The 21,338-nt window shown below is 60.4% G+C and carries 20 protein-coding genes; 2 read left to right on the forward strand and 18 right to left on the reverse strand.

Translation table 11 applies throughout. The features are described from left to right. Positions 1-92 precede the first annotated feature (92 nt). The 5 genes from ntrX to dusB form a co-directional block, all read right to left on the reverse strand. On the reverse strand, positions 93-1,454 hold the full coding sequence (ntrX, locus tag L4923_RS01770; protein WP_239361644.1) for a nitrogen assimilation response regulator NtrX: 1,362 nt from the start codon (positions 1,452-1,454) through the stop codon (positions 93-95). Continuing rightward, positions 1,444-3,732 carry a sensor histidine kinase NtrY-like gene (locus L4923_RS01775; protein ID WP_239361646.1) on the reverse strand — a complete coding sequence of 763 codons (2,289 nt, stop codon included), beginning with the start codon at positions 3,730-3,732 and terminating at the stop codon, positions 1,444-1,446. The genes ntrX and L4923_RS01775 overlap by 11 nt, the downstream gene beginning before the upstream one ends. A gap of 138 nt (positions 3,733-3,870) precedes the next feature. Beyond that, the gene (gene ntrC / locus L4923_RS01780; protein WP_239361648.1) at positions 3,871-5,331 is read right to left on the reverse strand and encodes a nitrogen regulation protein NR(I); all 1,461 of its coding nucleotides are present in this window, start codon (positions 5,329-5,331) and stop codon (positions 3,871-3,873) included. Next, positions 5,328-6,461 carry a two-component system sensor histidine kinase NtrB gene (locus L4923_RS01785; protein WP_239361650.1) on the reverse strand — a complete coding sequence of 378 codons (1,134 nt, stop codon included), beginning with the start codon at positions 6,459-6,461 and terminating at the stop codon, positions 5,328-5,330. Before L4923_RS01785 ends, ntrC begins: the two co-directional genes overlap by 4 nt. Next, positions 6,458-7,486, reverse strand: a complete 1,029-nt coding sequence (dusB, locus tag L4923_RS01790) for a tRNA dihydrouridine synthase DusB (RefSeq protein ID WP_239361656.1) — start codon at positions 7,484-7,486, stop codon at positions 6,458-6,460. Before dusB ends, L4923_RS01785 begins: the two co-directional genes overlap by 4 nt. Before the next feature lie 139 nt (positions 7,487-7,625). Here dusB and L4923_RS01795 point away from each other — a divergent pair, with 139 nt between their 5' ends. Both L4923_RS01795 and L4923_RS01800 read left to right on the forward strand, forming a co-directional pair. After that, entirely contained in the window at positions 7,626-8,855 is a 1,230-nt protein-coding gene (locus tag L4923_RS01795; protein ID WP_239361658.1) for a bifunctional 2-C-methyl-D-erythritol 4-phosphate cytidylyltransferase/2-C-methyl-D-erythritol 2,4-cyclodiphosphate synthase, read from the forward strand. Next, positions 8,852-9,340, forward strand: a complete 489-nt coding sequence (locus L4923_RS01800) for a CinA family protein (RefSeq protein ID WP_239361660.1) — start codon at positions 8,852-8,854, stop codon at positions 9,338-9,340. The genes L4923_RS01795 and L4923_RS01800 overlap by 4 nt, the downstream gene beginning before the upstream one ends. 70 nt (positions 9,341-9,410) lie before the next feature. Here the strand turns inward: L4923_RS01800 and L4923_RS01805 are convergent, their stop codons facing one another. The 13 genes from L4923_RS01805 to L4923_RS01865 form a co-directional block, all read right to left on the reverse strand. Further along, on the reverse strand, positions 9,411-9,863 hold the full coding sequence (locus L4923_RS01805; protein ID WP_239361662.1) for a type II toxin-antitoxin system RatA family toxin: 453 nt from the start codon (positions 9,861-9,863) through the stop codon (positions 9,411-9,413). A gap of 105 nt (positions 9,864-9,968) precedes the next feature. Beyond that, positions 9,969-10,934, reverse strand: a complete 966-nt coding sequence (lipA, locus tag L4923_RS01810) for a lipoyl synthase (RefSeq protein WP_239361665.1) — start codon at positions 10,932-10,934, stop codon at positions 9,969-9,971. Between the two features lie 125 nt (positions 10,935-11,059). Then, a complete protein-coding gene (gene lpdA, locus L4923_RS01815; protein ID WP_239361666.1) occupies positions 11,060-12,502 on the reverse strand; it encodes a dihydrolipoyl dehydrogenase in 1,443 nt (480 codons plus the stop codon). A gap of 18 nt (positions 12,503-12,520) precedes the next feature. Next, positions 12,521-13,108 (reverse strand): GNAT family N-acetyltransferase, encoded by a 588-nt coding sequence (locus L4923_RS01820; protein ID WP_425530890.1) that lies wholly within the window; start codon positions 13,106-13,108, stop codon positions 12,521-12,523. Then, positions 13,105-13,743, reverse strand: coding sequence for an SGNH/GDSL hydrolase family protein (locus L4923_RS01825; RefSeq protein WP_239361668.1), 639 nt, complete (start codon positions 13,741-13,743; stop codon positions 13,105-13,107). Before L4923_RS01825 ends, L4923_RS01820 begins: the two co-directional genes overlap by 4 nt. 20 nt (positions 13,744-13,763) lie before the next feature. Further along, positions 13,764-15,122 carry a pyruvate dehydrogenase complex dihydrolipoamide acetyltransferase gene (locus tag L4923_RS01830; RefSeq protein WP_239361669.1) on the reverse strand — a complete coding sequence of 453 codons (1,359 nt, stop codon included), beginning with the start codon at positions 15,120-15,122 and terminating at the stop codon, positions 13,764-13,766. Positions 15,123-15,140: 18 nt separating this feature from the next. Continuing rightward, complete coding sequence (locus L4923_RS01835) at positions 15,141-16,538, reverse strand: pyruvate dehydrogenase complex E1 component subunit beta (protein WP_239361670.1); 1,398 nt, start codon at positions 16,536-16,538, stop codon at positions 15,141-15,143. Positions 16,539-16,553: 15 nt separating this feature from the next. Then, entirely contained in the window at positions 16,554-17,594 is a 1,041-nt protein-coding gene (gene pdhA, locus L4923_RS01840; RefSeq protein WP_239361671.1) for a pyruvate dehydrogenase (acetyl-transferring) E1 component subunit alpha, read from the reverse strand. Positions 17,595-17,769: 175 nt separating this feature from the next. Continuing rightward, a complete protein-coding gene (locus tag L4923_RS01845) occupies positions 17,770-18,093 on the reverse strand; it encodes an FtsB family cell division protein (RefSeq protein ID WP_239361673.1) in 324 nt (107 codons plus the stop codon). Positions 18,094-18,208: 115 nt separating this feature from the next. Then, a complete protein-coding gene (locus tag L4923_RS01850) occupies positions 18,209-18,619 on the reverse strand; it encodes a DUF6636 domain-containing protein (RefSeq protein WP_343302645.1) in 411 nt (136 codons plus the stop codon). A gap of 37 nt (positions 18,620-18,656) precedes the next feature. Next, positions 18,657-19,931, reverse strand: coding sequence for a phosphopyruvate hydratase (gene eno / locus L4923_RS01855; RefSeq protein ID WP_239361677.1), 1,275 nt, complete (start codon positions 19,929-19,931; stop codon positions 18,657-18,659). A gap of 119 nt (positions 19,932-20,050) precedes the next feature. Further along, positions 20,051-21,040, reverse strand: a complete 990-nt coding sequence (locus tag L4923_RS01860) for an isopenicillin N synthase family dioxygenase (RefSeq protein WP_239361678.1) — start codon at positions 21,038-21,040, stop codon at positions 20,051-20,053. Between the two features lie 88 nt (positions 21,041-21,128). Next, positions 21,129-21,332 (reverse strand): dodecin family protein, encoded by a 204-nt coding sequence (locus tag L4923_RS01865; RefSeq protein WP_129415122.1) that lies wholly within the window; start codon positions 21,330-21,332, stop codon positions 21,129-21,131. Positions 21,333-21,338 lie beyond the last annotated feature (6 nt).

Raw genomic sequence — 21,338 nt, forward strand, 5'->3', positions numbered from 1 at the left:
CGAACCCTCTGAAATATTAGGATTTCTTACGCGATTCCGAAGGTCGCGTATTGGACAAAGACATGGTCCAGCCGACGGTTTTCAACCACCGGTCAGACCCCCAGCGATTTGAGCTTTCGATGGAGGGCGGAGCGCTCCATGCCTATGAACTCGGCAGTCTTGGAGATATTGCCGCCGAAACGATTGATCTGGGCGATCAAATAATCCTTCTCGAATTGCTCGCGCGCCTCGCGCAACGGCAGCGCCATGATGTGCTGATCCGACTGGTTCGGTGTGCGTGGCATTACATCACCGATTTCGGATGGCAGCAGATCGGCAGTGATCGGCGCGTCGACATCATCGCCGCGCGCCAGGATCATCAGGCGCTCGATGTTGTTGCGCAACTGGCGCACATTGCCCGGCCAATTGTGGGCCTGCAGCACGGCCAGGGCATCGTCGCCGATGCGACGCGGCTTGATGCCGGCCTGCCTGGAGATCTGCTTGACGAAGGTGTCGACCAGATAGGGGATGTCTTCCCGCCGTTCCGCTAGTCCCGGCACGGACACGGGTACGACGGCCAGCCGGTGATAAAGATCTTCGCGGAAGCGACCCTCGGCGATCATCGCCTCGAGATTTTGCGCGGTCGAGGAGATGATGCGCACGTCGACCTTGACCCGTTTGGTGCCGCCAACCCGCTCGAATTGTTGTTCCACGAGCACGCGCAGGATCTTGTTTTGCGTCTCTCGCGGCATATCCGCCACCTCATCGATGTAGAGGATGCCGCGATGTGCCTCCTCCAACGCACCGACCTTGCGCTCGGTGCCGTTCGATTCCGTTCCGAACAGCTCGATTTCCATACGTTCAGGCGTGATGTTGGCAGCGCTCACCGTTACGAACGGACCGCTCTTTCGTGCCGAAAGGGCATGGATGGCGCGAGCCGCCAGTTCCTTGCCGGAGCCTGAGGGGCCGACGATCATGATGCGGCTGTTGGTAGGCGCCACGCGTTCGATGGTCTGCCGCAATTGGCTCATCGCCGAAGACATGCCGATGAGGTCGAACGTTTCGCCGCTGCGCTGTTTGAGGTCGGAAACCTCGCGGCGCAGTTTGGACGTTTCCAACGCGCGCTCAGCAACCAGGATCAACCTGTCGGCCTTGAAAGGCTTTTCAATGAAATCGTAAGCGCCGCGACGGATCGCGGAAACTGCGGTTTCGATGTTGCCGTGACCGGAGATCATCACGACCGGCAGACTGGGGTGCAGCGTCTTGATCTCGTCCAGAAGCGCCAATCCATCCAGTCGCGAACCCTGCAGCCAGATATCCAGAAAAACCAGCCGCGGCACGCGATCGGCGATCGCTGCCAGCGCACTGTCCGCGTCGTGCGCGGTGCGCGTTTCATGGCCTTCATCGCTCAAGATACCCGCGACGAGTTCGCGGATATCTTCCTCGTCGTCGACGATCAGAATATCAGACGCCATTGCTGACCTTCTCAGTTTCTCGTTCGTTTTCCGCCGTCTCCGCACCGCGAGATATCGCAGTGGAAGCAGGCAGGATGATGCTGATCATGGCCCCACGGCCGTCATGGAATTCGGCCGGCGCATCGTGCAGCTCCAGCCGTCCACCATGGTCTTCCACGATCTTTTTGACGATCGCGAGGCCAAGGCCCGTGCCCTTCTCACGCGTCGTCATATAGGGCTCCAGCAGTCGCTGCCGATTTTCGCGCGGCAGTCCCTTGCCGTTGTCGATCACGTCGATCCGGATTGCCCCGTCGGTATGCGCAGCCTGGATGCGGATGACACCCTTTTCCCCAGGTGCCCATTCGATCCCTTCCATGGCTTCGGCCGCGTTTTTGATGACGTTGCCGAAGGCCTGCGAAAGCAGCCGCGTGTCAAAAGTGCCCTTCAGCGGCTTATCGCCGAAGGCGCGTTCAAAGGCGATGTCTGAACGACTGACCTCCACCAGGAATGAAGCCTCGCGGAGCGGTTCGCGCAGATCGATCGCCTTCATTTCTGGCTTCGGCATCCGAGCAAAAGACGAAAACTCATCGACCATGCGGCCAATGTCCTCGACCTGCCGGATGATCGTGTCCGTGCACTGGTCGAATACTTCCCGATCCTCGGTGATCACCTTGCCGTAGCGGCGCCGGATGCGCTCGGCCGACAACTGGATTGGAGTTAGAGGATTCTTGATCTCATGGGCAATGCGACGCGCGACATCGGCCCAGGCCGATGTACGCTGGGCGGTGACGAGGTCCGTAATATCGTCGACGGTGACGACATAAGACTTCTCGCCGTCAAAACCGTCGTCCTGGTCTTCCTCGATCGTAACCTGGACGTTGAAGGTGCGCTCCGCACCGGCGCGGAAAAATGTCACCTGCTCGCGATAGACCGGCTTGCCGGACTTGCGCCCAATCTCCAACACGCGCCCGACATGAGGCAGCACGGTCGACAAATTCTGTCCAAGCGCAATGTCGGACGACATCGCCAACATCGCCTCCGCGGATTTGTTGACGATGGTGATGGTGCCAAACGGATCGACACCGATGACGCCAGACGTCACGCCGGCCAGCACCGCTTCCGAGAAGCGGCGACGCTCGTCGGCCAGGTCCTTGGCGGTCAGGATCTCGTTGCGCTGCGATTTCAGTTCCAGCAGCATCTTGTTGAAGGTGTCGCCAAGATACGCAACATCGCCATCCGAATGACGGACAGGGACCGAAACGTCGAGGTTGCCGGTCGCCACTTCGTCGGCGGCGCCGATGAGCTGCCGGATCGGCCGCACCAGCCTGTCGGCCACGGCGATACCCGTCCAGATCGCCGACAGGATGACAATGAGCGTCAGCGACATGTAAGGCAGCGCGAACGCGACCTGCGAGAAGCCTCTGTTTGTTTCGAGGCCTCGATACTCGGCGGTGTTTGCCCGCACGATCTCGCGCGCCCTGATCACTTCAGGGTCCACGACGCGGATCGTGTAGAGATAGAGCCCCTCAATTTCCTTCAGCTTGATGATCGCGCCCATGATGTTGCGCGTGCGCGGCTCAATCAGCAGCGGCCTGCCGTCCTGCGCCTGCTTTACAGCGCCATCGGGTGGTCCCGGCATCGGGAAATCGGCATTGGTCCGGGCGCTCATCACGAAGGAGCCGTCCTCCTTGACGAGCGCAGCATGGGCAAGACCGCGTCCGACCGCTTCCTTGTTCATGAGATCGAGGAAACCACCTCGATCGAGGCCATAGAGCGTTCGGGAGCTATCCAGGTCGTAGGCCATGGAAAGCGTCGTCCCCTGCAGATTGCGGGCATTTTCCTGCACATAGGCTTCCGCAATCGACAAGGACGAATTGATGATCGTCTTGGTGCGAATCTCGAACCATCGGTCGAGGCCGATGTTCAACGTGATCGCGGCAATAATGGCGACCAGGATCGCCGGTACGGCCGCGACAAGGGCAAACATGATGACGATGCGCACATGCAGTCGCGACGCGGCCTTGCCGACGCGACGCGCCATGATGATTCGCTGCGCCTCGCGGGCAATCAGCGCCACAAGGAAGAGGATGAACAGCGCATTGGCGCCGATGAGCCAAAGTGTCGTCGTCCGGTCGGGCGTTATCGGTGTTGCGCCGATCAGGATCGCAAAGGAAACCGCGGCTGTCAGCAGCGCGCCGATGATCGCGACGATACCGGGCAGCGCCATCAGCCGCCTGGCTTCCTGCACACCGGATCTTCGAAACAATGGTCCGTTCAATGGTATGGCCTGCTCAGCCATTTTCGCCGCTTGTCGTCATGGTTGCGTCGCATCTATGCAACGCATTGTGGCGAATATGCAACAAGACGTCCGATCACAAAAATCTTTCGGCGTCTCATCAACTGGTTTTTGATGGACTGATATCTTTGAGCCTTGGCGTCAGCCCTGTCGTGCACCACGATAAACGTTGACGCCGAGATCGCGTATCTTCTTGCGCAACGTGTTGCGGTTGAGACCGAGGAGATCGGCAGCACGGATCTGGTTGCCGCGGGTTGCCGTCATCGCTGCCAGAACCAGCGGATGCTCGACCTCTTCCAGGATGCGCTGGTAGAGACCTGCGGGCGGCAATTCGTTGCCGAAGGAGGCGAAATAACGTTGCAGGTAGTGTTCCACCGCCTGGCTGATCGACAAGTCGTCGGGGATCAGGACGTTGGCGCTGGGCGCGACGGCAACCTCACCCGTCTTTAGCTCGGCCTCGATGATTTCGGCCGAAATTTCGTCCTGCGGGTAGAGTGCAGCCAGGCGGCGTACGAGATTTTCGAGTTCGCGCACATTGCCAGGCCAGGGATAGCGCTTCATCAGCTCGATACCGGCCGGCACGATGCGTTTGGTTTGCAAACCTTCCTTCGCGCCGAGCTTGAAGAAATGACGCACGAGGTCCGGAATATCCTCGGCACGTTCGCGCAAACCCGGAAGCCTGAGCGGCACGACATTGAGGCGATAGAATAGATCCTCGCGGAACAGACCCTGGTTGATCAGCATGCGCAGGTCTTTGTTGGTCGCCGCGACGATTCGCACATCCGTCTTGATCGGCGTCCGCCCACCTACCGTGGTGTATTCGCCCTGCTGCAGCACGCGCAGCAGCCTGGTCTGCGCCTCCATCGGCATGTCGCCGATTTCATCGAGAAACAGCGTGCCACCTTCGGCCTGCTCGAAACGGCCGGTGGAGCGGTTCTGCGCACCGGTGAACGCGCCCTTTTCGTGTCCGAACAGCTCCGACTCGATCAGATCGCGCGGGATGGCTGCCATATTGATGGCAACGAAGGGCCCACCGCGGCGGCGGCCATATTCGTGCAAAGCCCGCGCAACCAGCTCCTTGCCGGTACCGGATTCGCCGCTGATCATGACGGTGAGGTCCGTCTGCATCATGCGCGCGAGCATGCGGTAGATGTCCTGCATGGCTGCGGAGCGGCCGACCAAAGGCATGGACTCAGGCTGTTCTTCGGAGCGCGCATCCGCCTTCGGCCGACGCGGTTCAGCCATGGCCCGGCCGACGATGTTGAGCAACTCGGTGAGATCGAACGGCTTGGGCAGATATTCATAGGCGCCGGTCTCGGAGGCGCGGATGGCAGTCATGAACGTGTTTTGCGCGCTCATGACGATGACCGGCAGTTCCGGCCGCGCCTTCTTGATGCGAGGCAACATGTCGAAAGCGTTCTCGTCGGGCATGACCACGTCGGTAATGACGATATCACCCTCGCCTGCGGCCACCCAGCGCCAGAGCGTGGACGCGTTCGACGTCACCCGCACGTCATGACCGGCGCGCGACAGGGCCTGGTTGAGCACCGTACGGATCGCTGCATCGTCATCGGCGACGAGAATTGTGCCCCGGGCGCTCATAGGCGATGTCCTTCCTCGCTTGCGGGCATGGGGTCCTTCCACGCGGGTAGCAGCACGCGGAAGGTCGTTCCGCGCGGCGTCGCATCACATTCGATGATGCCACCATGTTCGCCGACGATCTTGGCCACCAATGCCAACCCCAACCCGGAGCCATTCGGCTTGGTGGTGATGAACGGATCGAAGAGGATCGGCAGGATATCGTCCGAGACCCCCGGACCGTTGTCATGCACGCAGAATTCCAGCGGCAGCGATACGCGATCCTGCGTGCCGGGAACGGACATGCGGATGCCCGGACGAAATGCCGTCGTCAACGTGATTTCGCCAAGCGGGTCCGAGCCGATCGCCTCCGCAGCGTTCTTGACTAGGTTGAGGAAGACCTGGATGAGTTGGTCACGGTTGCCGTAAACCGAAGGCAGTGAAGGATCATAATCCTCCATGATCTTGATTCGATTGGCGAAACCATTTCTGGCGATTGCCTTTACGTGATCCAGGACGACGTGGATGTTGACGGGATAACGATCGATCGGCCGCTCGTCGGAAAACACTTCCATGCGGTCGACCAGCGACACGATGCGATCGGTCTCGTCTGTGATCAGCCGGGTCAATGCCCGATCTTCGTCGGACGCGGAAAGCTCAAGCAATTGTGCGGCGCCACGGATACCTGAGAGCGGATTCTTGATCTCATGCGCCAGCATCGCAGCCAAACCGGTGACGGAGCGCGCAGCCCCGCGATGCGTCATCTGCCGATCGATCTTGTCGGCCATCGAGCGTTCCTGGAACATCACCACGACGGAATCCGGGAACTCCGGCACGGGCGCTGCATAAAGGTCCACGATCTTCTCTATGCCGAGACGCGGCGAGGATACATCGACGCGATATTCGTTGACCGGTGCACGCCGTTCACGAACCTGGTCCACCAAGGTCAGCAGTGGACTGCCGAAGGGAATGAGCTTGGCCAAGGTGTTTCGCGCCAACATGGTTGCGCTGGATCGAAAGAAGTCCTCGGCGTCGGCATTGGCGTAGGTGATATGGCCTTCCGGCCCAATCATGATCACCGGTCGGCGAATGGTGTTGAGAAGGATTTGTGCGGCATCGGCCATGTCCGCAACGGGCGCCGGTGCGATGGTCATGCAGCGCTCCGGATGTCTTCCGCGGCACCGACGCACAGAAACGCCTCGCGCAACAATGCGACAACATGCGCTGGCTCGAAGGAGGTCAGGATACCTTTGCGCAGTGTTGCCGGTGCCGCCGCAGCGTGCCGGTCCAGATACCAGCCGAGATGCTTTCTGGCCTGCCTCAGCCCGCTCTCGATTCCATAATGAGCTAGCATGTCCTCGTAATGAGCAATCACATAGTCGGCGAGTTCGGCCACGTCGCCCGGCAAGCCAGGAGGCTCCGTGCCACTTGCCGAGGCCGCGATAACGCCTGCGGTCCAGGGTGCGCCATAATGGGCGCGACCAACCATGACGGCGTCCGCGCCGGATTGTTCCAGGATCGTGGCGGCATCGACCGCCCCTGCAACATCGCCATTGGCGACCACGGGGATCGATACAGCCTCCTTCACACGGGCAATCGCACGCCAGTCCGCCTTGCCTTGGTAGAACTGGCAACGCGTGCGACCATGAACCGTCACCATGCTCACGCCCGCTTGTTCAGCACGGCGGGCAAGCATCGGCGCATTCAAGGCCTCTTCATCCCAGCCGAGCCGCATCTTTACCGTCACCGGTACCTTCACTGCTCCTATCACCGCCTCAATTAGGGTGAGCGCGTGATCGAGGTCGCGCATCAACGCCGAGCCGGCATAGCCGCCCGTCACCTTCTTGGCGGGACAGCCCATGTTGATGTCGATGATGTCGGCGCCTTCGCCTGCAGCGATGCGCGCTGCTTCAGCCATATGCGCAGCTTCGCGCCCGGCGAGCTGCACCATATGAACCGGCAGCCCGGAATGGCGGATGCGCAGGTCGAATCCTGCCCTGCCCCGTGCGAGTTCGCCGCTCGCCACCATTTCCGAAACCACAAGGCCTGCACCATGCCCATAGGCGCGCTTGCGGAACGGCTCATCCGTGATACCGGACATCGGTGCTAGGAAAACGCGGTTGCGCAGAACCACACCGCCAACAACAAGCGGTAAGGCGACTTTGTTCGGATCGGTCATGCACAAAAACCAAGCAATGTATGTCTTTGCCTATTCATTAGCCAGATCGAGGTGATTGTGCAATGCAGAATGAACAGGCATTGCGGCTTATTTGGGAAAAAGCTGGCCTTCCTGTTCGCCCGCGACTAAGCCTCTGCGCATGAGGGAACCGAGCGCAATCAAGGCTGTATCCGCCGGTGGCGGCGTCGCCGCTGTCATCGTCGCGGCAGGTCGCGGCGAGCGTGCCGGCCAGGCCGATGGGCCCAAGCAATACCGCCATATTGGCGGCCGCGCCATCTTGGCCAGAACGCTGGAAACCTTCCTTACGCATCCGCGCATCGCACGTGTCGTCGTGGTGGTCCACGCCGACGACCGGCTTTTGCTTGAAAAAGCGGTAGGCGATCATCTTGCCAGGATCACGATCGTTACTGGCGGCCGCACCAGACAGGAGTCCGTGCGTCTCGGCCTTGTCGCATTGGATGACACGATACCAGACAAAGTCCTGATCCACGATGCGGTTCGGCCTTTTGCCGATCGCGACCTCATCGATCGCGTCATCGACGTCGTCAGCTCTGGACAGGGCGCCCTGCCGGCGCTTCCGGTCGCCGACACGCTAAAGCGCGAAAGCCGGGACGGCACCATCGGCGAAACGGTGCCGCGTATGGGCCTGCATGCCGCGCAGACACCACAAGGCTTTCCCTTCCGTCCCATTCTGGATGCACATGAAAAAGCCCATCAGGCAGGCAGGGACGATTTCACGGATGATGCGGCTATCGCCGAATGGGCCCGATTGCCGGTCAGGATTGTCGCCGGTTCACCTGACAACGTTAAACTCACCTGGGCACGGGATATCGTCATGGCAGATCAACGACTGAACGGCGCGCGCTTGAGCTTTCCCGACATCCGTACGGGCAATGGCTATGATGTGCACGCCTTCGAACCGGGCGACCACGTGACGTTGTGCGGGGTCGCCATTCCCCACGACCGCAAGCTGTCGGGCCACTCCGATGCCGATGTGGGCCTGCATGCCTTGACCGACGCGCTTCTGGCCACCTGCAGTGCCGGCGACATCGGCACGCATTTTCCGCCATCCGATCCGCAATGGAAAGGCGCTGCCTCGCGCCTGTTCGTCGAGCATGCAGCCAGGATCGTCCGCGCACGTGGTGGTCGCATCGCCAATGCCGACATCACGCTGATTTGCGAAGCACCGCGCGTCGGCCCCCACCGCGAGGCGATGACTGCCGCGCTCTCGGATATGCTGGGCATCACCGCCGAGCGCATTTCGATCAAGGCAACGACCAACGAAAAACTGGGTTTTGTCGGTCGCCAGGAAGGGATCGCCGCAATCGCCACGGCCAGTGTCGTTTATCCTGGCGAGGTGCCGGAATGAACGAACTCACACCGCTGGCCGACCGGTTCCTGAAAGCATGCCAGGCACGCGAAATCTTGGCTGCTACGGCTGAAAGCTGTACCGGCGGTATGATCATCGCGCATTTGACCGACATTGCCGGCTCATCGGCGGTCGTGGACCGTGGATTCGTCACATATTCGAACGAAGCCAAGATGGACATGCTGGGCGTCAAGGCAGCCACGCTGGAAGCCTTCGGCGCCGTGTCATCCGAAACGGCGCTGGAGATGGCTGCCGGCGCGCTTGCCCACTCGCGTGCAGCTATTGCATTGGCGGTTACCGGCATTGCCGGACCCGATGGCGGCTCGGCAGAAAAGCCTGTCGGGCTTGTCTGGTTCGGCCTGGCGCTGAAAGACCAACCGGCCATTTCGGCACACCGGATCTTCGACAATCGTGGTCGCGACTTCATCCGCCGCGAGACCGTGCGGCATGCGCTCGAAATGGGGCTCAAGGCCCTGGCCGGCTGAATGCCATTTGAGGTTCGGATGAGTCGCGCTGACGATTGAGACGTCCTGGATGTGGCAACAACCAGGACCATCAGGGGTCTCGCCCGTAAATCACGTCGGCGCGTTTTTCGAACGCCTCTGAAAACATGCGGAAGGCCCGGTCGAACATCGTGCCCATCATCGCGCCGAGAATGCGGCTCTTGAACTCGTAGTCGATGAAGAAACGTACGAAACAGCCGTCGCTCGCCGGCTCGAACCCCCATATGTTGCTCAAATATTTGAACGGACCATCGATATATTTGACATCGATGATGCGCTCATCCGGCTTCAGCAGCACCTGCGTGGTGAAGGTCTCGCGGATCGCCTTATAGCCGACGCTCATATCGGCAACGAGCACGGTTCGGCCGTCACGTTCACGGCGCGAGCGCACAGCCAGCGCCTCGCACAGCGGTACAAATTGCGGATATTTCTCCACATCGGCAACCAGCGCGAACATCTGGTCGGGGCTATGGGCTACGCGGCGTGTCGCCTCGAACTTCGGCATGAATCCGGCTTACCTGAGCGTGATCCCGAAAAGTTGCAGACTTTTCGGAGAAAGATCATGCGACAAAACAACAGACAGAACGGAATGCCCCGATCGCATTTCGCTCTAGGCGGTTTTCTTGAGCTGCTCCTCGCGCGCCGCGCGCAGCTTTGCGAAATCATCGCCGGCATGGTGCGAGGATCGCGTCAGCGGGCTTGATGCCATCAACAGGAACCCCTTGCTCTTGCCGACGATAGCGTAGGACTGGAACTCCTCCGGCGTAACGAACTTCTTGACCGGATGGTGCTTCTTCGATGGCTGCAAATACTGGCCGATGGTCATGAAATCGACGTCGGCCGACCGCAGGTCGTCCATCAACTGCAGAACTTCGTTCCGCTCTTCACCGAGACCAACCATGATACCGGATTTGGTGAAGATCGAAGGGTCGAGCTCCTTCACACGCTGCAGCAACCGGATGGAATGGAAATAGCGGGCACCTGGACGAACCGTCAGGTAATTGGACGGCACGGTTTCCAGGTTGTGGTTGAAGACGTCAGGCTTGGCTGCCACGACGATCTCCAAAGCGCCCTCTTTGCGCAGGAAGTCCGGCGTCAGGATTTCGATCGTGGTCATGGGCGCGGCTGCGCGGATGGCGAGAATGACGTCCGCAAAATGCTGTGCGCCGCCGTCGTCGAGATCGTCGCGGTCGACCGAAGTGATGACGACATGGGAAAGGCCCATCGTCTTGACTGCCTGCGCCACACGGTTCGGCTCGTCGGGGTCGAGCGCGGTCGGAATGCCGGTGGCGACATTGCAGAAGGCGCAAGCGCGCGTGCAAATCTCACCCATGATCATGAAGGTGGCGTGCTTCTTTTCCCAGCATTCGCCGATATTGGGGCAGCCGGCCTCCTCACAAACCGTCACCAGCTTGTGCGACTTCACGATTTCACGCGTTTCGGCATACCCCTTGGAAACCGGCGCCTTGACGCGGATCCAGTCAGGCTTGCGCAGCACCTCCTGATCCGGCCGATGCGCCTTTTCGGGGTGACGGGGGCGTGGCTTGTTGGCGACGAGATCGAGAACGGTGACCATCTGATCTTTCCTGCTCTCCCCGAGACCTTGCGGAGTCGGGGACTGGGTACGAGCCTCATCTAAGGCTTTTCATCGCTGAGAAAAAGACCGTGCCAACGCATGCCACCACGGTCGTTTTTGCATCCTTACGCGTTCAGAACCCGTCCGTACGCGTCGAGCACGCTTTCCTTCATCGTTTCCGACAGCGTCGGATGCGGGAAGATGGTGTGCATCAGCTCTTCCTCGGTGGTTTCGAGGTTCATCGCCACGACGAACCCCTGGATGAGTTCGGTGACCTCCGCACCGACCATGTGCGCTCCCAACAACTGGCCAGTCTTCTTGTCGAAAATAGTCTTGACCAGACCTTGGTCCTCGCCGAGCGCGACAGCCTTGCCGTTGGCTACGAACTGGAAGCGGCCGACCCGGATGTCCTTGCCCTGTTCCTTGGCCTTGGCCTCGGTCAGGCCGACGGACGCGACCTGCGGGCTGCAATAGGTGCAGCCTGGGATCTTGAGCTTATCCATCGGATGAACGTGGAGACCGGCAATCTTCTCCATGCAGATCACCGCCTCGTGCTCGGCCTTGTGGGCCAACATGGGCGGCCCGGCGACATCGCCGATGGCATAGATGCCCGGAACGTTGGTGCGGCAGAATTCGTCGATGACGATGGCACCACGGTCGATTTTCACGCCGATGGTCTCCAGGCCAAGATTTTCGGTATTGCACTGGACACCCACCGCCGAGATCATCCGGTCGGCGGTGATCTTCTGGGTCTTGCCATCCTTGCCCTCGACCGTCGCGGTCACGGCGTTCGCGCCTTTCTCGACCTTGGTGACTTTTGTCTCGAGCAGGATCTTCATGCCCTGCTTTTCAAGCTGCTTCTTCGCCCAGGTCGAAATCTCAACGTCTTCCACGGGCATGATCTGCGGCATGATCTCGACCACGGTCACGTCAACGCCCATGGTGCGGTAGAAAGAGGCGAATTCGATGCCGATAGCGCCCGAGCCCATCACCAGCAGCGATTTCGGCATTTCCTGCGGTACCATCGCTTCGAAATAGGTCCAGATCAGCTTGCCGTCCGGCTCGATGCCCGGCAGTGCGCGTGGACGCGCACCGGTGGCGATAACGATGTGCTTGGCCGTATAGGTGCCCTCGCCCTTGGTCCCCTTGGGGATCGGGCCCATCGGCTCCATCGGCTTCTTCGAGGACTTGCCAACGACGATCTCGCCTGGCTTGGTGAGCTTGGCTTCGCCCCAGATCACGTCGACCTTGTTTTTCTTCATCAGAAAGCCGACGCCATTGTTCATGCGCTGCGCGATGCCGCGCGAGCGGTCGACGATACCCTTGAGGTCCGGCTTGATCGTACCTTCGAGTGTCAGGCCGTAGCTCTTGGCATGTTCGGCATAATGGAAAATCTCGGCGGAGCGCAGCAGCGCCTTGGTCGGAATACAACCCCAGTTGGAGCAGATGCCAGCCAGATGCTCCCGTTCGACAATCGCAGTCTTGAAACCGAGCTGGGCGGAACGGATGGCTGCAATATAGCCGCCCGGACCGGAGCCGATGATGATGACGTCGTAGTTTTCAGCCATGTTTGTCCTACCTTTTCATCAAGCGGCACCGCGCGTCAGCAGCACCCAGTCATGTTCTTTGCTGTCGTCGAACAGCGGTACGGCTTGCCGTCGCGTCACCTCGGCAAATCCATATGATTTGTAAAGCCCGAGCGCGGTCTCGTTGTGGCTTTCGGTGATCAGACTAATCGGCCGGCCGGCGCCACGCTCGACCTCGTGCCGAAGCAGGCGCTTGCCCAATCCTTTGCCGCGAAGATGTCGGTAGACCCCCAAACTGTCGATGAACCAGTGGCCGACGAGTGTCTTCTGAAGGGCCAGGATGGGCTCGGTGACCGGATGCGACGGCGTTTCATCAATGATGGATTCATCGATCGGATGCCCGATGATCACGCCTGCAATCTCGTCGCGCACCATCGCCACGCTCGAATCCCTCCAACCGGCGCGCTCCGTGTCGGAACGCATGAAAGAACGTCCCTGCTCGAAGGCGGTCTCCTTGCTTCCATCGAGCACGGCACCGTACCAGAACCAGGACGCGAAGCCGTGCGAACTCAAGTCGACCAGAATGGCGAGTTCGGCTGCGTCGCTCTTCGTTGCCGGGCGAATGATGATCTCGTCCGGCACGGTCAAAGCTCCAGCATGTCGCGCACTATGGGTGCCAGCGCGACACCGATGCGGCGGGTGTTGTCGGCGTCAAGATGGATACCGTCCAACGGTGTTGCCTGAGCAACCGTTCCGGCATCGAAGAAGCTGCAATTCGTCTCTGCGGCAAGCGCCGCGTAGAACGGTGCCAGCTTGCGCGATTCCGTGGTGGCGCCCTCATACATGGCGGCAAAATTGACGTTCGCGGTTTCCCGGATTGGTGGCGGCGAAACCAACAGCACTTTGGGCGCCTCGGCGGCCATCGGATAGACCAGGCTGCGCACAATATCGACCAGCCGCCCCATGCCCTGCCTGGCACCGATCGCACGGCCGCAGATGAACGACTTCATGTCGTTGGTGCCAAGCAGCAGAATGATCAGATCGAGCGGTGCATGCGTCGCCAGGATCGTCGGCAGTGTGCGAGCACCATTGCGGTCACAATCGGCCAGATCATCATCAAAGGCCGTTGTCCGGCCATTCAATCCTTCCGGGATCACACGTGCCGTACCGCCGAGTTCCGCCTGCAATACGCTGGGCCAACGATCCTCGAACGCATGACGGGCAAGACCTGCGGCATCGTAGCCCCAGGTCAGAGAATCGCCGTAGCAGAGCACGGTCTTCATTCGGCCGTCCTACGCGGTCATCAGACCAGCATGGTCATCGGGTTTTCGATGATGCGCTTGAAGGCGCCGAGCAGTTCGGCTCCGAGCGCACCGTCGACGGCACGATGGTCGGTCGACAGCGTCACCGACATGACGGTGGCGATCTTGATCTCGCCGCCCTTTACCACCGCGCGTTCTTCGCCCGCACCCACCGCCAGGATCGTCGCATGCGGCGGATTGATGACGGCAGCGAAGTCCTTGATGCCGAACATGCCGAGGTTCGACACCGCCGTGGTGCCGCCCTGATACTCTTCCGGCTTCAGCTTGCGATCGCGCGCGCGTTTGGCCAGATCCTTCATCTCGTTGGAAATCACCGAAAGCGTCTTCTGGTCGGCTTTCCTGACGATCGGCGTGATCAGCCCGCCCGGGATCGACACCGCCACGCCGACATCGGCGTGCTTGTGCTTGACCATGGCGCTTTCCGTCCACGAGGCATTGGCATCCGGCACGGCCATCAGCGCCTGAGCCATCGCCTTGATGATCATGTCGTTGACCGAAAGCTTGTAGGCCGGGACATCGCCCTTTTCGGTCTTGCGCATCGGTGCGGCGGCATTGAGCTCGGAGCGCAGCTTCAAGAGTGCGTCCAGCTCGCAGTCGAGGGTGAGATAGAAATGCGGGATGGTCGACTTCGCCTCGACGAGACGGCGGGCGATGGTCTTGCGCATATTGTCATGCGGGACGAGGTCGTAGGAACCTTCTTCGAACAGCTTGAGCACCGCTTCGTCCGACATCGGCTTGGCCGCCGGGGCCGGAGCCGCAGCGGCAGGCGCCGCAGACGGAGCTGAGGCGGCCTTCGCCACGCCGCCACCGGCAATCGCTGCCTCGACATCCGCCTTCACCACACGCCCATGCGGACCGGAACCGGGGATTGCCGCGACGTCGACGCCAGCATCCTTGGCAATACGACGGGCCAGTGGTGAAGCAAAGGTGCGTTCGCCGGCTGGCGCAGGGGCAGCTCCGTTGCTGCCTGGTTTTGCTGCGGCAGGCGCCGCAGTAGCCTCAGCCTTTGCTGGTTCGGTTTTAGGGGTCTCAGCCTTGGGAGCCTCTGCCTTGGCCGGGGCAGCATCGCCGCCCTTGGCGGCCGCGCTCGCATCCTCGCCTTCAGCGGCCAAGATGGCGATCACAGCATTGACCTTGACGCCCTCGCTGCCGGCTGGAACAACCAGCTTGGCAACGGTGCCTTCGTCAACGGCCTCGACTTCCATCGTCGCCTTGTCGGTCTCGATTTCGGCAATCACGTCGCCGGGTGAAACCTTGTCGCCTTCCTTGACCAGCCACTTGGCGAGATTGCCCTCTTCCATGGTTGGCGAGAGGGCCGGCATGGTGATGTTGATCGGCATATTGTCCTCCCGGCCAGATCAGCGATAGGTGACGGCTTTCACCGCCTCGATCACTTCCGCGACATTGGGCAGCGCCAGCTTCTCGAGATTGGCGGCATAGGGCATCGGCACATCCTTGCCGGCGATGGTGATGACCGGCGCATCGAGATAATCGAACGCCTGGCGCGACACCTGGTTGGCGATGAAATCGCCGACCGAGGACTGCGGGAAGCCTTCTTCCACCGTGACCAGGCGATTGGTCTTCTTCACCGAAGCAATGATTGTATCGAGGTCCATCGGCCGAATAGTCCGCAGGTCGATGATCTCGGCATCGATCCCCATCTTGGCGAGTTCAGCCTCGGCCTTGACCGCATAGGTCATACCGATACCCCAGGAAACGATGGTGACATCCTTGCCGGCCTTGTGGATACGCGCCTTGCCGATCGGCAGAACGAAATCGTCCAGTTTCGGCACATCGAAAGAATGACCGTAAAGGATCTCGTTTTCCAGGAAGATGACGGGGTTTGGATCGCGGATCGCCGCCTTGAGCAAGCCTTTCGCGTCGGCTGCGCTATAGGGTTGGATGACCTTGAGACCCGGGATGTGGCTGTACCAGGCGGCATAATCCTGGCTATGCTGTGCCGCCACGCGGGCTGCAGCACCGTTCGGCCCGCGGAACACGATCGGCGCGCCCATCTGGCCGCCGGACATGTAAAGCGTCTTTGCCGCCGAATTGATGATCTGGTCGATCGCCTGCATCGCGAAATTGAAGGTCATGAACTCCACGATCGGCTTCAGGCCCGTCATCGCGGCACCGACACCGACACCGGCAAAGCCGTGCTCGGTGATCGGGGTATCGACCACGCGCTGCGGGCCGAACTCTTGCAGAAGGCCCTGGGTGATCTTGTAGGCCCCCTGGTATTCGGCGACCTCCTCGCCCATGACAAAGACGTCGGCGTCGCGGCGCATTTCTTCAGCCATGGCGTCACGCAATGCTTCGCGAACGGTAGTGGAAACCATTTCGGTTCCGGCCGGAATATCGGGATCGGCCGCCACCTCAGCCTTCGGCGCGGCTGCAACCGGCGCTGCGGCCGCATTCGGCGCAGGCGCAGGCTCTTCGGCGGTTGGGGCCTCTGCAGCGGGGGCCGCAGCCTTGGCGGGAGCCGCCGACTTGCCAATGTCACCGGTGCTTTCACCTTCCTGCAACAACACTGCGATCGGCGTATTGACCTTCACGCCTTCCGAACCGGCTGCGATCAGGATCTTGCCAAGCGTGCCTTCATCGACAGCTTCCACTTCCATGGTTGCCTTGTCGGTTTCGATTTCGGCAATGACATCGCCCGGAGCGATCTTGTCGCCCTCGTTCTTCAGCCATTTCGACAGATTGCCCTCTTCCATGGTCGGCGAGAGCGCGGGCATGAGAATTTCGATCGGCATGGTCGCACCCTCCCCTTAAACCAGAATGTCCGTCCACAGCTCGGACGCATCCGGCTCAGGATCGGTCTGCGCGAAATCGGCTGCATCGGCCACGATGTCGCGCACCTCCTTGTCGATGTTCTTGAGATCGTCTTCGCTCGCCCATTTCTTGGAAGTCAGGCGCGCCTTCACCTGCTCGATGGGATCGTGCTCCGAGCGCATCTTCTGCACCTCTTCCTTGGTGCGGTACTTGGCCGGATCCGACATCGAGTGGCCCCGATAGCGGTAGGTCTGCATCTCGAGGATGATGGGACCGTTGCCGGAGCGGCACCATTCGGTGGCGAGGTCGCCGGCGGCCTTGACCGCCCGCACATCCATGCCATCGACCTGGATACCAGGGATGCGGAACGAAAGTCCGCGCTGCGAGAAGTCGGTCTCGGCCGACGAACGCGTCACCGAGGTGCCCATGGCGTAGCGGTTGTTCTCGATCACATAGATGACCGGCAGCTTCCACAGCGAAGCCATGTTGAAGCTTTCATAGACCTGCCCCTGATTGGCGGCGCCATCGCCGAAATAGGTCACCGAGACATTCTTGTTGCCGCGATACCGGTTGGCGAAGCCCAGCCCTGTACCCAACGACACCTGGGCGCCAACGATGCCGTGGCCGCCATAGAAATTCTTCTCCTTGGAGAACATGTGCATCGAGCCGCCCTTGCCCTTGGAGTATCCTCCACGGCGCCCCGTCAATTCGGCCATCACGCCGCGCGGGCTCATATCCATGGCGAGCATGTGAGCGTGATCGCGATAGGCGGTGATCATCTGGTCGCCTTCGATCAGTGACATCTTGAGGCCGGTAACGACCGCCTCCTGGCCGATATAGAGGTGGCAGAAACCACCGATGAAGCCCATGCCGTAAAGCTGGCCGGCCTTTTCCTCGAAGCGGCGCATCAGGAGCATCAGGCGGTAAGCCGCGAGATCCTGCTCCTTCGTGAAGTCCAGAGGTTTGGGGGTTGTCAAGTTCGGCGATTTGCCGTCGGATTTGGATTTGGCAGGCGCTTTTCTGGCGGCGGTTGCCATGCTTCACTCCCTGTTGGCGTCTCTTCCCGGACCTGTGGGAGATGTTCGTATCTCCTCACCGATTGGGAAAAGGCTAACATGCGAGCTGCCGTAGCGCCATGCGGAAAAATGCATGGCTGGCATGCGCATAAGCAATTAGAAATATTGGAGATAATTGCTGTTAACTGGAATTCAGTTAATTTGCCTTGGCAGGCAACATGATGACGACTTCGTTAGCAGCCGTCATATTGAGCGCGCGGCGCGCCTGCTCATCCAGCATGTCTTTCTCGAGCGAGCCGTCATGCAAAAGCCTGACACGCTGCTCGATCTCCATGCGCCGTTCCTTAACAGCCGCAAGCTGCTCCTGAAGGCTTGCGACCTGCGCCTGCAACTTGGCTCTGGAATTGATCCCGAAGGCACCATGATAGGCATGATAGCCGAAATAGCTGAGAACGACAGCACACAATGCCGGCACGATGAGCCGTCCGGCGTTTGTCTGCTTATGCTGGCGTGTCCACATGGCGCGACTCCTCGTCCGCCTCTTGTCGCCCGATTGTGCTTAATGGAGGGTTACGAGCATGGTGGATGGGCTCTCATACGAGCCTCTTTCAGCGCCGCACGCGCAACCGAGTTTTTCAGAATACACGCTGCAGGGAACGCGATAACTCGAAGCCTGCGCCATCGCCATTAATGCAGGTGACACCCTTGCGCGCCGAGCGGCAGACAATGGCGCCATGGCGCGCACTTTCTCCGTAGGGCAGCACCGGATAGTCATCGGCGATGGTATCGCCAACACACAGTCGCTCCCCTTCCCGCGAGCCCGCGTGAAGACCGAAATCATGCCCCCATTCCAGCTCGCAGTCAGCCGGCCGATTTGGCAACCGGTTCGAGACCGTAGCGATGCTGCAGCGTACTGAGGAAATATCGAAAAACAGGCACTGGACGTTGCCGGTTGGCGTGCGGAAGCCTTCTGGCAGTTCCTGTGCAATGGCCGCTGCCGGGGAGACAGCGGCCATTGCAAGTATGATCGTCTTAAGACCGGCCATTCCGGTCAATCTCTGGCAATCGATGCGGTGCCCGCCATCAAGCCCGCAAGATTGAGGTGCCGGCGTAGCGCGACTGCTTACCGAGCTCTTCCTCGATGCGGATCAGCTGATTGTATTTTGCCATGCGATCGGAGCGCGACAGCGAGCCTGTCTTGATCTGTCCACAATTGGTGGCAACCGCGAGATCAGCAATCGTGGAATCCTCGGTCTCGCCGGAACGGTGTGACATCACGGCGGTGTAATTCGCCTTGTGTGCGGTCTCCACGGCCTCCAGCGTTTCGGTCAGCGAACCGATTTGGTTGACCTTGACCAGGATCGAATTGGCGACACCCATCTTGATACCATCACGCAGGCGTGCCGAATTGGTCACGAACAGATCGTCACCCACCAGTTGCACCTTCTTGCCGATGAGGTCGGTCAGGTACTTCCAGCCTTCCCAGTCGTCTTCAGCCATGCCGTCTTCTATCGAGATGATTGGATAGTCGGCCGCGAGCTTGGCCAGATATTTGGCCTGCGCCTTGGGATCGCGCGTCTTCTTCTCGCCTTCATAGACATAGTTGCCGTCCTTGAAGAACTCGGTTGCAGCGCAATCCAGCGCCAGCGCAATGTCCTGGCCCGGCTTGAAGCCGGCTTTCTCGATCGAGGCCATGACGAAGTCGAGCGCCAGCGGAGCACTTTTCAGGTTCGGTGCGAAACCACCCTCGTCGCCGACATTGGTGTTGTGGCCGGCTTCCTTCAGGCCCTTCTTCAGCGTGTGGAAGATTTCCGAGCCCCAGCGCACAGCGTCGCGCAGCGTCGGCGCGCCCACCGGCATGATCATGAATTCCTGGAAATCGATCGGATTGTCGGCATGCGCACCGCCGTTGATGATGTTCATCATCGGCACCGGCAGCAGGCGGGCATTCGGGCCACCGACATAACGATAGAGCGGCAAGCCGGATGATTCAGCTGCCGCCTTGGCAACGGCGAGCGACACCCCCAGGATGGCATTGGCGCCGAGACGGCTTTTGTTGGCAGTGCCATCCAGCTCGATCATGGTCTGGTCGATCTGGATCTGATGCTCGGCCTCCATACCGCCGATCGCCTCGAATATTTCGCCATTGACGGCTTCGACGGCGCGCTCGACTCCCTTGCCGAGATAACGTGGGCCACCGTCGCGCAATTCAACCGCTTCATGAGCGCCGGTGGAGGCGCCGGAAGGCACAGCAGCGCGCCCCATCGAACCGTCTTCGAGGACGACGTCGACTTCGACGGTCGGGTTGCCGCGGCTGTCGAGGATTTCACGGCCAACTATGTCGATGATGGCGGTCATTTGAGGCTCCTGCTTGGGATGACGACATTACGCAAGGTTCGCCGGCGGGCGACGGTGCGCAACTCATAGCTAAAGCCCCGCGAAACGCAACGCGCACGAGATCGGTTTTCGTTCCTTTCTCAGGCCGCCGGCTTCACCGTGGCATTGAATTTGCCCATCAGGTAGGGGCCTGACTGCACCGGCTGGTAGCGTGGTTGCTGCCCTGGCTCCAGGCAGGTTTCGATGCAGGCGATCTCTTGATGCCAGTTCGGTTGGTGGAAGAAAGCGAGGGATTGGCGCCTGGATGACTTTGCCGAGCCGACGTCCGGATTGACCACGCGATGCAGCGTCGAGACCCAGCGATCGTTCGTCCACAGCGCCATCAGGTCGCCAATATTGATGACAAAGGCTCCGTCCACAGGCGGCACCTCGCGCCAATCGCCTTCCGGAGTATAGATCTGCAGGCCTCCCGAGCCGGGTTGCGGCAAGAGGATCGTCAGGCTGCCATAGTCCGTATGCGCACCAGCGCGCAGCTGACCGGCAAGTGGCGGCGTATCGGTCTCCGGGTAATTCAGGGCCCGCAACGCGCTGATCGGCCGATCGATCATCGGTTGGAAATAGTCTTCCGGCATATCAAGCGCGGTGGCAAACACGCGCATGATGCGTGCGGCGAGGTCTTCCATCGCTGCATAATATGCCTTCCAGGCGCTGACAAAACCGTCGGGTGAGTCCGGCCAGATCGTTTCAGCATAACAGAAGGCAAGCGCCTGCGGATCGACCAGTCCCTCCGGCACCGAAAGCGGCCCCCCGTTGAAGCTTTCCTTGAGATCCGGTGGCGTATCGGCGCCCTTGGATTTGGCCAGAGCCTCGGTTCCTGGGCCAAGATAGCCATAAGGATAACCCGGATAAGGCGCTCTCACCTTGTCTTTCACTTCGGCAGACTGATCGAAAAAAGCGCGCGCTTTCAACCATGCCGCGTCAATAACGGCTCTCGGTACCGAATGCCCGCTGATCGCCAGGAATCCCGTCGTGCGACAAATTTCGTCGACCTCACGCCCGAGCAGCTTGCGGCCGGCAATATCGGACTGCTCGAAACGCGAAAGATCGAAAACCGGAAATGCCGCAACCATTTTCCACTCCCATCGGATTTTTACGCCGATAGGAGCATAACCTTGGTGGCGGCGCCTTCAACGGGGAAAGCGTTGTCCCAGCCAAGCGCTAGTCCGCAAGAATGAACGTAACCTTCATGTTGACGCGGTAGGCAACGATCTTGCCGCCTTCGACCACGATCTTCTGGTCCTGGATCCAGGCGCCCTCGACATTCTTGAGTGTCTTGGAAGCGCGTTCGATGCCCTTCTCGATGGCATCCTGGAAACTTTTCTTGGAGGAAGCGGTGATCTCGGTAACGCGGGCGACGGACATGTCTTA

Origin of the sequence: Terribium retamae, from assembly GCF_022347545.1 — a bacterium.
Lineage (GTDB): Bacteria > Pseudomonadota > Alphaproteobacteria > Rhizobiales > Rhizobiaceae > Mesorhizobium > Mesorhizobium retamae.

Bases quoted from the DNA above. Each gene is read 5' to 3' on its own strand.
- L4923_RS01795 (WP_239361658.1), top strand. From the start codon at position 7,626: ATGAGGGAACCGAGCGCAATCAAGGCTGTATCCGCCGGTGGCGGCGTC.
- L4923_RS01865 (WP_129415122.1), bottom strand. From the start codon at position 21,332: ATGTCCGTCGCCCGCGTTACCGAGATCACCGCTTCCTCCAAGAAAAGT.
- L4923_RS01775 (WP_239361646.1), bottom strand. From the start codon at position 3,732: ATGGCTGAGCAGGCCATACCATTGAACGGACCATTGTTTCGAAGATCC.
- L4923_RS01845 (WP_239361673.1), bottom strand. From the start codon at position 18,093: ATGTGGACACGCCAGCATAAGCAGACAAACGCCGGACGGCTCATCGTG.
- L4923_RS01785 (WP_239361650.1), bottom strand. From the start codon at position 6,461: ATGACCATCGCACCGGCGCCCGTTGCGGACATGGCCGATGCCGCACAA.
- lpdA (WP_239361666.1), bottom strand. From the start codon at position 12,502: ATGGCTGAAAACTACGACGTCATCATCATCGGCTCCGGTCCGGGCGGC.
- pdhA (WP_239361671.1), bottom strand. From the start codon at position 17,594: ATGGCAACCGCCGCCAGAAAAGCGCCTGCCAAATCCAAATCCGACGGC.
- L4923_RS01860 (WP_239361678.1), bottom strand. From the start codon at position 21,040: ATGGTTGCGGCATTTCCGGTTTTCGATCTTTCGCGTTTCGAGCAGTCC.
- dusB (WP_239361656.1), bottom strand. From the start codon at position 7,486: ATGACCGATCCGAACAAAGTCGCCTTACCGCTTGTTGTTGGCGGTGTG.
- L4923_RS01835 (WP_239361670.1), bottom strand. From the start codon at position 16,538: ATGCCGATCGAAATTCTCATGCCCGCGCTCTCGCCGACCATGGAAGAG.
- ntrC (WP_239361648.1), bottom strand. From the start codon at position 5,331: ATGAGCGCCCGGGGCACAATTCTCGTCGCCGATGACGATGCAGCGATC.
- L4923_RS01805 (WP_239361662.1), bottom strand. From the start codon at position 9,863: ATGCCGAAGTTCGAGGCGACACGCCGCGTAGCCCATAGCCCCGACCAG.
- L4923_RS01830 (WP_239361669.1), bottom strand. From the start codon at position 15,122: ATGCCGATCAACATCACCATGCCGGCCCTCTCGCCAACCATGGAAGAG.
- lipA (WP_239361665.1), bottom strand. From the start codon at position 10,934: ATGGTCACCGTTCTCGATCTCGTCGCCAACAAGCCACGCCCCCGTCAC.
- L4923_RS01850 (WP_343302645.1), bottom strand. From the start codon at position 18,619: ATGGCCGGTCTTAAGACGATCATACTTGCAATGGCCGCTGTCTCCCCG.
- eno (WP_239361677.1), bottom strand. From the start codon at position 19,931: ATGACCGCCATCATCGACATAGTTGGCCGTGAAATCCTCGACAGCCGC.
- L4923_RS01825 (WP_239361668.1), bottom strand. From the start codon at position 13,743: ATGAAGACCGTGCTCTGCTACGGCGATTCTCTGACCTGGGGCTACGAT.
- ntrX (WP_239361644.1), bottom strand. From the start codon at position 1,454: ATGGCGTCTGATATTCTGATCGTCGACGACGAGGAAGATATCCGCGAA.
- L4923_RS01800 (WP_239361660.1), top strand. From the start codon at position 8,852: ATGAACGAACTCACACCGCTGGCCGACCGGTTCCTGAAAGCATGCCAG.